This window comes from Chitinophaga sp. (assembly GCF_017745275.1).
Classification (GTDB): Bacteria; Bacteroidota; Bacteroidia; order Chitinophagales; family Chitinophagaceae; genus Chitinophaga.
The window spans coordinates 1-13,067 of record NZ_JAGHZS010000004.1; the positions used below are offsets into that span (position 1 = coordinate 1).

Sequence of the window (13,067 nt, forward strand, 5' to 3'; positions counted from 1 at the left end):
AAGCCGCATAATTTTTAAACGTTTAAAAAAAGTCTAACCTTTAGGGTGCACTTCATATTTATTCGCTTTGATCAATCGCTTCAATAGCTTTTTGCTTTCTGCTTTCTGCTTTCCTATAATCTGATGCTCGCTCCTACTGTTACCCATCTGCCGGGCATCATAACTGCGCCTGCTTCCACATAGGTTACATCCAGCAGGTTGCTGGCATCTGCATATACCTGGTAACGGGATTGCTTATACGCAATACGCGCATCAATCAGCGTATAGTCTTTGTAGTTAATACGCATGCAATAACGTGCCGCTGCAGAAACACTGAAGTGGTGCAACAATTCTGTCCGCACATTTGCCGTGAACTGATGGCGCAGGCTTTCAATTACATAGCGGGAAATTTTCGTGGTAATGGCATCGCCTTTGAATGAGGGCGAAAGGTAGTTGTAGCCGGCGTTTACACCGATGCTATTGAACAGGTAATGTGGTTGTAACGCAGTGGTATAGCCTGCATTGAGCGTAAACCCGGTCATGTCGGCCCGTTGAAAATTCTGCGGCTGCCAGTTGATAGTAGCCGGATTGGCTACGCCGGCGGTATCTTTTACGTAGTCGATAAAATTGCTGATCTGGCGATAGAATACAGATCCGCTGTAAGAGAAGTTCCCACTGAATTTACGAATCCCCACTTCCCCATAGCCGGCCTTTTCAGGGCCTAGCTTTTCGTTGCCAATAATACCTTGTCCTTTGTAATAGAGGTCGGTGTATGTAGGCAGTCGCTGGGCAGTACCGGCATTGGCATAGAGCTTCAGGTCAGGCGTGATATTAAAGCCCACATCGGCACCCGGGAAAAATTCCCAGCCATAGAACGAGTTATAGTTCAGGTAGCCGCCAACAGTAAAGCTAAAGCGACGATCAGCGATGGATTTATATTCACCGGAGAGCCCCAGGTTGGTTCTTTCATGATTCCCCAGGCTGGTACTTTTAATATGCTCATATCGGCCTTCCACGCCGGCGCCGAAGGTACCGATAGCAGTTGTAAAAGTGTTATTCAATTCTGCGCCCAGCACATTGGTATTGTGCAGGTTGCGGTATTTGTTGGGTTTGATGTAGATATAATCGTCTTTGGTATAGCGGTAGCTGATACGGGGTGTCATCACCCAGTTACGGGTAATGCGGGATGTATTGCTGACTGCTGCCAGGAAGGTTTTCACCGTTTCCTCTGAATTCAGATCTCCCGGAGGTGCATAAAAACCATTGGCGCCATAGCTGTTGTTGATGAAGCCTGCCATTACATTATACTGATGCAGGGAATCATTGTTAAACCCTGCCTGGTAAAGGGCGCGGTAGTTATCATACGCCGTATTGTAGCGATAGCCATTACCCTGGTTGCGGCTCGCCGACAGCGAATGGCTGTTGCCTCCTTTTACCAAATCACCGCTGGCGCCCAGGCTATAGGCATCATACAGTTTATTGTTTTCGTTCTTCTTAAAGCTGCTACCGACGCTGCCGTTGATGGTAAGACCACTTTCTGTGGCTTTCCGGGTCACGATATTAATAGCACCATTGAGGGCATTAATGCCGTATATGCGGGCAGCGGCCCCCCTCAGTACCTCAATATGGTCGATATCCGCCAGTGATACCGGCAGGTTCATCATATTATGGCCGGTTTGCGGGTCGGTAATTTTCACGCCATTCAGCAACAGCAGGGTTTGATCGAAGGTGCCGCCATCTATCCCGATATCAGCCTGAATGCCTTCCGGGCCGCGCTGACGCACATCCAAACCGGGTACAAATGCCAATACTTCTGTAATCGAGGATACCGGCATCGCCTCTATCTGTTTACGGGTAATGATGGTAATATTACGGTTAATGGCCTTTACAGGCGCCGCCAGCCTGTTTTCCTGTACAATCACCTCATCGAGCTGACGGGTAGCCGGGAGACTATCCCTCCGGTTTTGCGCAGACGCACTACCACAAAGGCCCAGCAAGAGGGAAAAGACTACTTTATTATTAGAAATTGCTATGCGCATCTTTTAAAAATCATTGCTAAAAAGAGCGCAAAGGTAAAGAATTACGAATTACGAATTACGGATTTGTGGGGAGATAGTAAACGCGAATAATGCCATTCGATACTATCTCCCCACAAATCCGTAATTCGTAATTTATTGTAATGCGTATACATACCCATCTGTGCTACCGAAGAACAACACTCCTTCTTCCAGCCAGGGCGAGGATAATATGCTGCCCATATCCAGGAAATCAGCGTACATTTTAATGTAGTCATCTTTATACCTGGCCATCAGGTCCGGGATTAATTTGTGGGAAACAGGATCAAAGAAGCGGTGTTCTTCCTGCCTGCTGGCGGCGGTTTGGAATATGGTAGTACTTTGGCCGCTGTCCAGTTTCATTTTTAATATTTTACCATCCAGGCTGCCCATATAGCCATAGGCGTTAGTGCTGGTGATGCTGCCGAAAGCATTTATTTCGATAGGCGCCTCCCACTTAAAACGGCCACTGGCAGCGCTAAAGGCGGCCGCGCGGTGAGAGTCGGAAGTAGATACCAGCAGGTGTTTACCTGCCAGGCTGGGCACACTGGGCCAGCTACCGGGTTCGTGGAATACCCATAATCCTTTGCCTGTGCGCAGATGCAGGGCATAGATATTGAAATCGCGGGAGCAGAAATACACGGAGCTGTCGGCTACTACCGCATGAAATTGTACCTCCCCCTCCGGGAAATATTTTTGTCCCATGGTATCAAATTTCCAGCGCAGCGTACCGTCGGTATTAACAGCGTAAAAGAAGCCATCGAAACTACCTGCGAGTACGATGTCTTCTGCCACTGTAGGCGAAGCATGTACTGCGCCACTTGTTTTATACTTCCATTTCAGTTTGCCGGTACGGGCGTTGAAAGCGTATATATGTCCGTCGGTGCTGCCTACGTATACAATACCTTTATGCACAGTGGCGGAAGAAAGGAAATAGTCCCACGGGTCAACGGCATGTTCCCCGCCGGTGTGGAACGTCCATTGCGGGCGACCGGTATGCATATCCAGCGCGTAAAAATTACCATCTTCACTCATAAAAAATACGGCGGTACTATCGCAGGCCACGGTAGCATTTATAGCGCCTTTGGTTTTAAATTGCCACAATACTTTTCCATTGGTACGATCCAGTGCATACATCGTTGAATCGGCACCGCCAATAAAGAGATAATTACCGTTGATCACAGGAGAGGCAACTATTTTACCACCGGTTTTAAACTGCCATTTAACAGTTGGATGATCAGAGATATCCTTTGAGGGACTTTGATTGGCTCTGTTGGCGGAACGGCCCAGCTGTTGGGCGTTGAGGGAGAGGCTCAGGGTGAGTAACCCCATCACTGGCCATAACAATAATTTCATAAGCAGAACAAATATTCGCTTGTTAAGATACATTTATCTAATCATAAAAAGCCGTATTTTCGTTGTGTTATGACACTAGATAATAACAGGAAAACAAAAATCATTAAGTGGCTCAAAAAGATCGGCTTCTGGGGTTTTCTTTTCTTCCTCATTAAAGGGCTTTTGTGGCTGGCTTTGGGCTACTGGGTATTAAAGTAAAGCACGCCCCGGAGAGCGTGCAGTAAATCACTCAAAATAACTATTACTTCTTACCCAAAACATTTAAGGGAATATACCTGCAAATGACTGCGCCGACGTAATGCCGGAGAGTTGTTGGAGGAGTGCTTTGTTAACGGCACGATATACGCTTCCGCCCATGCTGATGCGTTTTACTCCCGCGGCTGTCAGCTCATTAAAAGCGGGCAATCCCGGCATGGATAATACATTCACGGGCAAACTGCTGGCAGCAGTTACCTGGCGGATATCTGCGATATCATGGATGAACGGCACAAAGATCCCGTCTGCCCCTGCTGCGGTAAAAGCCGTTATACGGGTCAGCGTTTCGTTCATTTTGTTGGGTACGTCCAGTAAAAAGGTATCCGTTCTGGCGTTGATGAACATTTGAATATTTTTACGCGCCAATTCATTTTTGATGAAGTAGAGTGTACGACTGAAGGCTTCTACCGGTACCAGTTCCCGCGTGGCGTCTATCACAGAGTCTTCCAGGTTTACACCTACTACCCCGATATCGTGTAATTGTTCCATGTGCTGCACCACCACTGCCGGATCACTACTGTAGCCCCGCTCAATATCTGCAGAAAGCGGCACCGTAGTATGACGGGCAATTTTTTCTATGATAAAAAACAATTCATCAAAAGGAATCTGTTCGCCATCTTCATAACCCAGTGTATCCGCAATAGCGGAGCTGGAGGTACCGATAGCAGCGATACCATTTTCCTGTAAAATGCGGGCGCTGGCCACATTCCAGGCGTTGCCCAATAACAATGGTGCAGGCTGATGGTGTAGCTCTTTAAATAATTCGTAGTTGTTCATGCCTATTTTTTTATTAGGGTAAAAACTAAATGTGGAAAGTACCTTCAATCACCGTAATGGCTTGCCCTTTCAGCAGTACGCGATCGTCCTGCCAGATTACCCGCAGCTCTCCGCCACGGGGCGATGCCTGGTAAGCGAAGAACTCTTTTTTATGTAGCCGCTCTGCCCAATAAGGCGCAAGGCTGCAATGAGCCGAGCCTGTCACCGGGTCCTCGTCCACCCCAATGGGGCCCGCAAAAAAGCGGGAAACAAAATCATAGGGCGTATGGGCGGCACCTTTGGCGGTGATAATACATTTATGTGCCAACAACAGTTGGCGGTCCGGAAGAAAGCCTGCCACGGCATCCGCGGATGATAGCTCCACGATATAACGGTCTACACTATACGCTACATGGATGATTTCCTGGTTAAACATCGGTTGCCATGCTTCCGGTAATACGGCCGGCGCATTTTCCCTGGCGGGGAAATCGAGTGTAATCCAGCCATCCTGGCAGGTGGCGGTGAGAAGTCCACTCAGGGTATAGAAATGAATGGTTGCCGTACGGGGAACCAGCCCGGTTTCCCATAATACATGGGCGCTGGCCAGGGTGGCATGTCCACAAAGGGGTATTTCTACCAGGGGAGAAAACCAGCGCAGGCGGTATCCCTCCTGTTCCGGCAGCAGAAAAGCGGTTTCTGCGAGGTTATTTTCGCCGGCTATAGCGGCAAGGGTTTTATCATCCGGCATGCTGTTAAGGAGGCATACACCGGCAGGATTGCCTTTAAAGGGCTGATTCGTAAATGCGTCTACCTGGAAAAAACGTATACTCATGGCTACTGATTGTGATTATCTCACAAAATTGCCTATAATTTCCAGTTAAAAACAGATGCAAAAGTGCTGATTTGGACCATATCAGATTTGGGAGAGAAAGCAGAAAGCAAAAAGCTATTGTAGCCGGTAAAAGGGGATAAAAAAGCCCGGTAAGCAGCCATGGCCGCCTACCGGGCTTCTATGATATGATATTACTATTTCTTTGGAGGCAGTGCAAATGCTACTGCTTCGTGTTCGAAATGTCCTTTGTGAGAGCCATCACAGAAAGGTTTGTTGGCCGATAATCCGCAGCGGCAGATGCTCACCAGTTCCCGGCCGCCCAGGTCGTACTTGTTGCCGTCTTTATCTACAATTTCGAATTCACCTTCTACCCTGAGTGAACCATTGTTATTAACTGTAATCTTAGTAGCCATAAATGTCCTTGTTTAGCCGGCAAAAGTAGGAAAAACTATGCTACTCACTCACAACAGACAATATATTTCCGGCGGGATCAGTGAACCAGGCTACCGTAGGGCCTTCCGGGCCACGGTGAATGCCTTTTTCATTGGTTTTAATGGCACCTCCGTATTGCAGGAACTCCACCCCTATGGCTGTGAGCTGATCTACCGTATCTTCCACATTGCTCACCGGGAAATTCAAAATGGTGAAAGTGGCGGGTGTATGATCCGGTTTCAAATAAACGATAATAGGATGACCATCTGCTATTTTCAGGGTAAACATATACTCCCCTTTGCTTTCTATGTCTACGCCCAGTTTTTTGCTGTAAAAATCCTTTGCTGCCTGCAGATCATTGACAGAAAATCCGCTATATGCTTTGGTGTTCTTAAACATAAGTAATGATTTTTTCCTGGTGAAGAATACAGGCCGCAGCGGCCTGCTCAATAAAGATATCACCCTAAATGTACGATCATTACTGCAATAGTCGGGGGTGCGAACAAGGCAAAATAAGGGTGCTATTGCGACAATAATTGTTACATCATTTGCTTTCTATAGCGGGCTGCGGATTTTATCATCTTGCTACAACTAATTAACAACGGGTAAAAAACAAATGCCTGCAATATGCCGGTGACTTCAAACCAAACATCATTAGGCATTTCATAGACAGGCGGTGGGAATAGCATCCGAAAAAAAGAATTGTTACCGGTAACTAAAAAAATAATATTTTTAGCGAGGTGATTGTATACGCCTTCGTATAAACCAATCACCAGCAAAGGAAACAATATCACGGCAATAAGATATCCTACCAGCAACGGTTTGCTACCCGGGTGCTTCCGCAACTGCCAGTCTAATACATATACCAGTAACAGTACCGGTATGGCAATAAACAAGATGTGTAAACGCCACGGAGTATGATAAATCACCGCACCATAGGCGTGATGAATAGCGGTAAGCAATAACAATGCAGTGGTAAGGAAAGTGGTTCTTTGTAGTGTTTTCATTGTTTAATTTTTCTACAAAGTTGTTGCTTGTTCGCAGGAGTACCTATAGGTAACCAAAAACTCACTTAGCCACTTTTTTGGTTACCTGCCTTTAAATGAACAGATATGAAAAAAGAGATCACACCTGTTTTAATATATCCACCGGCGTTATGCCCAACGGCGTTAACGCTGAATATCATCAGCGGCAAATGGAAGCTACTGATCCTGCACTTGATTACGCAGCAAATGAATCGCTTTAGCCTGCTGGAGAAACAATTGCCGGGTATCAGCCGTAAAATGCTGGCTACTCAGCTGCGGGAGCTGGAAGGGGACGAATTAATTACCCGCGAAATATTTGCGGAGATTCCTCCTAAAGTAGAATACAGTCTTACTCCCAAAGGAGAATCCCTGGTGGCAGCGGTAATGCACCTGCATAACTGGGGAATAGAGCATCTTAGCCCCAAACAGCCGCGGCATAGCCCTATCCATTAAGGTGTAAACTGTTTAACGGCCTTACCCAGGTCATAGGCTTTCACCTGGTCTTCTAATACCGCCGCAATAATGCTGCTGCCGGCCGCGCTGCGGGTACCGCCGGCACAATGTACTACCACCGGCTTATCCAACGGAATTTCGTTGACCCGTTCCCGTAATTGGTCCAGGGGAATAGAAAGCGCCTGGTCAAAAATTTTGTAGTCAGCCGCCTCGTTGGGCATACGTACATCAATGATCGTGTAGTTTTCCGGGTGAGCGGTAAAATCTTCCAGCGGTACGGCATCCATGTGAGCTGCGCCAGTGGTATACACGGCGGCGCCTGTAATGAAAGGTTCATAACCAATTTTAGTGGTTTTCTTTATAACCTCCTGCAAGGCCGCATCATCGGTTGCCAGCAAATAAAAAGATTCTCCCGGAGCAACAATGCTGCCCAGCCAGGTTTCAAAGCGCCCGCCGTTTTGTACATTGATGGCCCGTGGCGGGTGTGCCTGTTTGAAAGCGTCGCCGGGGCGGGTATCTATAATGAGGGTGCCTGCCTCAAACGCAGGGATACCGGACAACACCGGCACCTTTTGCAGGGAAGCGGCCAAGGGTGCAGCTCCTGCCCTGTTGACATCTACATCATATGTAAAATATTTAGGAATAAAAGGCTGGCTGGATAGCAGCTCTTTTACGAATTCCGTTTCCGTTAATTCATCCAGGCTCCAGTTGCTGACTTTCTCGGCTGCAATGGTGCTGCTGTCTTCGTCGCTAAGCGACTTACCACAAAGCGTTCCCGCGCCATGTGCCGGGTATACTAATACATCGTCTGCCAGCACCATTAATTTTTCACGCAATGAATGATACATCATCCGCGCCAGGGCTTCTCTGCCAGCCGTAATATTACCGGCATTTTCGCGCAGGTCGGGGCGGCCACAGTCGCCAATGAATAAGGTATCTCCTGTAAATACAACCCGGTCTTCGTTCTTATAGGTCAGTACCACACAGATGCTATCGGGCGAATGTCCGGGCGTATTCAGCGCGCGAAGGGTGATATCTCCCAAAACAATGGTATTGCCTTCATCAAAACTGGTATGCGGATAAGCGGCCCCTACCAGGCGGGAACAATAAATCACCGCGCCGGTAGTTTGATGTAATTCCAGGTGACCACTGATAAAATCGGCATGAGGATGTGTTTCAATCACGCCGGTAATTTTTGCATGCAGTGATGCCGCATAAGCGAGGTAAGGCGCCAGATCCCGTGATGGATCAATTAAGATGACCTCATTTGAAATTTCGCTGTAAATAGCATAACTGTAATGAGCCAGTCCTTTGTCTTCGAATTGCTGGATATCCATGGATACGGTGCTGATTAATGGTGGTAAAAATACGAGGCGCTTCCACTGCTAAAATAGCTCACTCAATATACTCCCTATAACGGTCAGGGAGAAAAAAAGTTTGACGTCGCCCCGTATTTACCATGCCACCATTACTTCGCTGTTGCAAACCGGCTGTCAAGATAAGTAGCCAGCCCGGGAAGTTTTACCTTATAGCGGTACATACCTCCGAAGCTGTCTTCTTCTTTGAGGAACTCATGCCCAACTTTGCTGATCCAGAAAGTCTGGGTATAATGCCCGTTGGGTATATCCCCTTCTATAAACAGCTTCCAGCAATCTACCGTCCGGTTATCCAGTGTTTGCAGGGCCTCACTGCCAGTTACTTTGTAGGTCACATAAGCCGGTGGTTCCAGGCCGGCATCATAAAAACGGATCACAAATGTTTTGCCTGCAGCCAGCGGCAGCATTTCAAATGTTTCAATGTCGAGGTGCCAGTTGTAATTGGGCTGATCAAATGCCAGTTTAAATCCGGCGGCTTTGTTGTCCGGTGTGGCATCGCCTTCAATGCCGGTATGGGACCAGTTGTAGGCTTTTGTCGCCTTTCCTTTGATCTCCGCATGATACAACGGCGAAAAATCGGCTGCACTATTCACGGAATGAAATACACGGTATCGTGCGGTATCGTCGCTATACCAGTGTTGCGTGATCCTGAATGCAGGCTTATTATCCTGGCTGGTCTTTTCTATTTCGCGCACCCACAGGCTGAGGTTCAGCATATCGGGGCGTTGTGGCTGCTGGAAATAAACCAGGTATTGCCTTACGCCGGGTTTCAGCAGGCTGGTATTCAGCGGATGATGCCGTTGATCTATGGTGTCTGTTTGTGCGCCGGCACGTGCTGCGATTAACAACAAGATAACTACAGGTAAAGCGATTCGTTGCCTGAACATATGGTACATGTTTATGTAAGATTTAGGTTAATAATACGGTAAGTGTGCATAGGTTACCGGCATCAAAGTTTTCCCGTTTGCAGGAGGATAACAAACCTATTCAATCGTTGGGATGATATTTTAAATGAATGCCCGGATCCACCCCGGTTGAAAATAATGCGGCTTCGATTGAACCGGCCGGTTGTTTTATTGAATAACGATGGCAGTGCCATGGAATAAGTTTAAAACCTTCGTACATTGGGGATATGCAATTTCTCCTGGAAATGACCACAAGTACCCGCTTACAATGGCTCCTATGGCTGATTGTATTTTTGATGATGTTTTTTTCCATGTTACCTGAAGATGGTTTTAAGGAAGCGGCTCTTTTTTCTTCGCTCAACGTATGTTTCTATGCGATTATCATCTATGGCAATATCAATTGGCTATATCCGGCCCTTTACCTGAAAGGCCGTTTAGTAGCGTATATCCTGGCGGCATTCTTTTTCCTCGCCATAACAGGCCTGATTCGCGCCTACCTGCTGGACTGGATGTATATTACCTGGTTTGCACCCGGCTTCCGGCCTACCACCATTCCCATTTTACTGCGGTATATGGCGGGTATTCCGCTGCTGTTTTCACTCAGCTTTATTTTCCGGATTGCCATCATTTACTTTTCGCTGAAACAACAGGCTGCGGCATTGGTACTACAAAATGCCAAAACAGAATTAAACCTGTTGAAGTCGCAGGTACAGCCGCATTTCCTGTTTAATACCCTCAACAATATTTACTATGAAGCTTACCGTGAAGCCCCCCGTACCGCGGTGTTGATAGAACGGTTATCGGAAATCATGCGGTATTTTGTGGATGAAAGTCCTAAAGACCTGGTGCAGTTATCTACCGAAATCAGTTTCCTGGAAAATTATATTGCGCTGGAAAAGATCCGTATCCGCCATGAAATTACGCTTACCTTTAACTGTAAAGTAGCCGATGGCAGCAGTATTCCCCCCATGCTGCTGATGACGTTTGTAGAGAATATCTTCAAACATGGCATTGACAAAACCAGTATGCATAATGTAATTGATATCACCCTGCTGCAGGATCACCAACAGTTGTTGTTTACCACCCGGAATAGTTTACCGGAAGATGCCTCCGGCCAACGGCCAGGAGGTTCCGGTATCGACAATCTACGGAAGCGACTCACGCTGTTATACGGTGACGCCTATACGTTACAAACGGAAAAAACCGCCACTCATTTCACCGCCTTTTTATCTGTTCCCATATGAGCCTGACATGCATTATTGTAGACGATGAACCCAATGCAGTGAACCTGCTGGAACTGCATATACAGCAAACCAGTGACTGGCAACTACTTGCCAAATGCTACAATGCATTGGAGGCCCTGGCTTTCCTGAAAACAAATAAAACAGACCTGATTTTCCTGGATATCAATATGCCTAAACTGGATGGCATGGAGCTGGCCGCCCTGTTGCCCCCGGAAGTAAAAATTGTATTCACCACCGCCTATGCAGAGTACGCTGCGGCCAGTTACAATTTCCAGACTATCGACTACCTGCTGAAACCTATTACCTTAAAGCGTTTCCTGGCCGCGCAGCAAAAAATAGTAACAGCGTTTAGCCATGCCCGTTTACCGGATGCCAGCACGGCGTCTGCACCGGATTACTTCTTTGTAAAATCCGGTAAAACTTTGCAACAGATCCGTTTACCGGAGCTGCTTTACTTCGAAGGGGAAAAAGAATATGTCCGCGTAGTGACGGTTAAAGGTGAGACATTGGTATACAAACGCCTGAAAGATATTGCGGAACAACTGGGGCCGCCATTTATCAGGGTACATAATTCGTATATTGTCAATACCGGGCGGATTGATAAAATACAGGATAATCATATATTCATTGGAGAAAAAAGTATCCCGTTGAGTGATAAGTTCAGAGCGGGTTTTATGGAATTGATCCAGCAGCGGTTTTTATAATTAAAGTATCTCTATGAGCTTACGTAGCATATTTCCTTATATCGCGATTGTATTCCTGTTTGCATTTGTTTACTGGCTGACGATGGTGATTCCTACCGAAACATTGTATGCCATCTTTGGGGAGAAATGGCAGAACAATTGGCGGAGTACGAAGCTAGCTATTCAGATAGGTATCTTTGACTATGGATTAACGCCTTCGATATTGATGGTAAATATATTGGAGTATTGTACTACTGCTGAACATGGATTATTTAGGCGGATTTTGAAATCTACACTAACTATCATATTGGTATTTATAACTGCCTGGTGCATTTATCAGCTAATGGGCGCACCAAAAGTGTTTAATATGTATTATTACCACGGGTCCCCTGCCCGCCTTTGGTGTACACTCATCATTGTTTTCACTTTCCTGAGCCTCATAGTGCTTGAATTAATGCTGATATTTTTATTCTCATTAATCCCGAAAGAAAAAATTATCAGGCGTATTCCTTCATGGCTGCGAATAGAAGCCAGGCCAAACAATATTAACACTCATTGATACCGTATCTTTAAATGGCCTAAATTGTATCATTTATGTCGTTTGAGACAACACCGCATCGTTGTATTTTTGCTACATGAAACGCCATAATCCATCTGTTCCTGTTGTCCGCGAACGAAAGCTCACGGTTATTGTGGTCATGTCGGGGAATATATTGCTGGATATAGCAGGACCGGTAGATGTATTTGCCACCGCAGCCAAAATGCTGGCAGCCAAAGGCGCACCACAGGATTATGATATATTGGTAGCGGCTCCCGGTCGCACCACGGCGATTCCCTGCAGTGGTGGTATGCAATTGCACTGTTCCAGTTCCATACTGGATGCCGGCCCTATTGATACTTTACTGGTAGCGGGCTACGACAGCCACGCAGAAAACCAGCGGGATTATGACGGATTTTATGCGTGGTTGGCTGTTGCCGCAAAAGATATACGAAGAATCGGTTCCATTTGCGTAGGCGCGTTTGCGTTAGCCAAAGCAGGCTTACTTAACGGCAAACAGGTAACCACCCACTGGGAGTACTGTGAGCAGTTGCAATGCAACTATCCGGCGGTACAGGTAAACCCCAATCCATTCTTTATCAAAGACGGGAATATATACACTTCCGGCGGTGTATCTTCCGGCATGGACCTGGCATTGGCGCTGATTGAGGAAGACCATGGAAAGGACCTTGCAATGCAGGTAGCACGTAAGCTGGTGCTTTATCTAAAACGTCCCGGATCACAAGCTTCATTCAACGCATTGGTGCCGGTATATGCCATCCAGGATACCCTGGCAGGCAGGCTGCGTAACTGGATTGTAAAACACGCTCACCTGCAAATTGGCGTACCGGAACTGGCGGAGCAGGTGAATATGAGCACCCGCCATTTCAGCCGGATCTTCACCAGCGAAACCGGTTTATCACCCGCCAAATTCGTAGAAAAACTGCGGGTAGAACTGGCCAGGAAATACCTGGAAGACAGCTCCCTGAGCATAGAAGCGATTGCAGAAAAATGCGGACTAGGCAGCGTCGTATCTATGCGACGGATCTTTCTCCGGCAATTGTTACTATCGCCCAGCGACTACCGGAAAACGTTCCGCAGCTCCCTGGCAAAGGCCCATCATTAGGCGCTACACCCAGGTATCCATCTCCCCTGACTAATCACTGATAAGACATCCTT

14 protein-coding genes are annotated in these 13,067 nt (G+C 47.0%); 5 read left to right on the plus strand and 9 right to left on the minus strand.

The window, feature by feature from the left end; translation table 11 throughout:
* Nucleotides 1-113: 113 nt before the first annotated feature.
* From J7623_RS12900 to J7623_RS12930, 7 genes are all read right to left on the minus strand, one after another.
* A complete protein-coding gene (locus J7623_RS12900; protein ID WP_291920712.1) occupies nucleotides 114-2,018 on the minus strand; it encodes a TonB-dependent receptor in 1,905 nt (634 codons plus the stop codon).
* Between the two features lie 132 nt (nucleotides 2,019-2,150).
* Nucleotides 2,151-3,389 carry a PQQ-binding-like beta-propeller repeat protein gene (locus tag J7623_RS12905; RefSeq protein ID WP_291920713.1) on the minus strand — a complete coding sequence of 413 codons (1,239 nt, stop codon included), beginning with the start codon at nucleotides 3,387-3,389 and terminating at the stop codon, nucleotides 2,151-2,153.
* Between the two features lie 261 nt (nucleotides 3,390-3,650).
* A complete protein-coding gene (locus tag J7623_RS12910; protein WP_291920714.1) occupies nucleotides 3,651-4,421 on the minus strand; it encodes an isocitrate lyase/phosphoenolpyruvate mutase family protein in 771 nt (256 codons plus the stop codon).
* Between the two features lie 25 nt (nucleotides 4,422-4,446).
* A complete protein-coding gene (locus J7623_RS12915) occupies nucleotides 4,447-5,232 on the minus strand; it encodes a PhzF family phenazine biosynthesis isomerase (protein ID WP_291920715.1) in 786 nt (261 codons plus the stop codon).
* 194 nt (nucleotides 5,233-5,426) lie between these two features.
* Entirely contained in the window at nucleotides 5,427-5,645 is a 219-nt protein-coding gene (locus tag J7623_RS12920) for a CDGSH iron-sulfur domain-containing protein (protein ID WP_291920716.1), read from the minus strand.
* 40 nt (nucleotides 5,646-5,685) lie between these two features.
* Nucleotides 5,686-6,063, minus strand: coding sequence for a VOC family protein (locus tag J7623_RS12925; RefSeq protein ID WP_291920717.1), 378 nt, complete (start codon nucleotides 6,061-6,063; stop codon nucleotides 5,686-5,688).
* 140 nt (nucleotides 6,064-6,203) lie between these two features.
* On the minus strand, nucleotides 6,204-6,671 hold the full coding sequence (locus J7623_RS12930) for a hypothetical protein (protein WP_291920718.1): 468 nt from the start codon (nucleotides 6,669-6,671) through the stop codon (nucleotides 6,204-6,206).
* Between the two features lie 105 nt (nucleotides 6,672-6,776).
* Between J7623_RS12930 and J7623_RS12935 the strand changes: the two genes are divergently transcribed.
* Nucleotides 6,777-7,142, plus strand: coding sequence for a helix-turn-helix domain-containing protein (locus J7623_RS12935; protein ID WP_291920719.1), 366 nt, complete (start codon nucleotides 6,777-6,779; stop codon nucleotides 7,140-7,142).
* On the opposite strand, the gene J7623_RS12940 is transcribed toward J7623_RS12935, so the two are convergent.
* The gene (locus tag J7623_RS12940) at nucleotides 7,139-8,479 is read right to left on the minus strand and encodes an MBL fold metallo-hydrolase (RefSeq protein WP_291920720.1); all 1,341 of its coding nucleotides are present in this window, start codon (nucleotides 8,477-8,479) and stop codon (nucleotides 7,139-7,141) included. The two genes, J7623_RS12935 and J7623_RS12940, sit on opposite strands and share 4 nt — an antisense overlap.
* A gap of 131 nt (nucleotides 8,480-8,610) precedes the next feature.
* A complete protein-coding gene (locus tag J7623_RS12945; protein WP_291920721.1) occupies nucleotides 8,611-9,405 on the minus strand; it encodes a hypothetical protein in 795 nt (264 codons plus the stop codon).
* 263 nt (nucleotides 9,406-9,668) lie between these two features.
* Between J7623_RS12945 and J7623_RS12950 the strand changes: the two genes are divergently transcribed.
* The 4 genes from J7623_RS12950 to J7623_RS12965 all read left to right on the plus strand — a co-directional run bounded on the left by J7623_RS12950 (nucleotide 9,669) and on the right by J7623_RS12965 (nucleotide 13,014).
* Nucleotides 9,669-10,667 (plus strand): histidine kinase, encoded by a 999-nt coding sequence (locus J7623_RS12950; RefSeq protein ID WP_291920722.1) that lies wholly within the window; start codon nucleotides 9,669-9,671, stop codon nucleotides 10,665-10,667.
* Nucleotides 10,664-11,371, plus strand: a complete 708-nt coding sequence (locus J7623_RS12955) for a LytTR family DNA-binding domain-containing protein (RefSeq protein ID WP_291920723.1) — start codon at nucleotides 10,664-10,666, stop codon at nucleotides 11,369-11,371. Before J7623_RS12950 ends, J7623_RS12955 begins: the two co-directional genes overlap by 4 nt.
* 13 nt (nucleotides 11,372-11,384) lie before the next feature.
* Nucleotides 11,385-11,909 carry a hypothetical protein gene (locus J7623_RS12960; RefSeq protein WP_291920724.1) on the plus strand — a complete coding sequence of 175 codons (525 nt, stop codon included), beginning with the start codon at nucleotides 11,385-11,387 and terminating at the stop codon, nucleotides 11,907-11,909.
* Nucleotides 11,910-11,985: 76 nt separating this feature from the next.
* On the plus strand, nucleotides 11,986-13,014 hold the full coding sequence (locus J7623_RS12965) for a GlxA family transcriptional regulator (RefSeq protein WP_291920725.1): 1,029 nt from the start codon (nucleotides 11,986-11,988) through the stop codon (nucleotides 13,012-13,014).
* Nucleotides 13,015-13,067 lie beyond the last annotated feature (53 nt).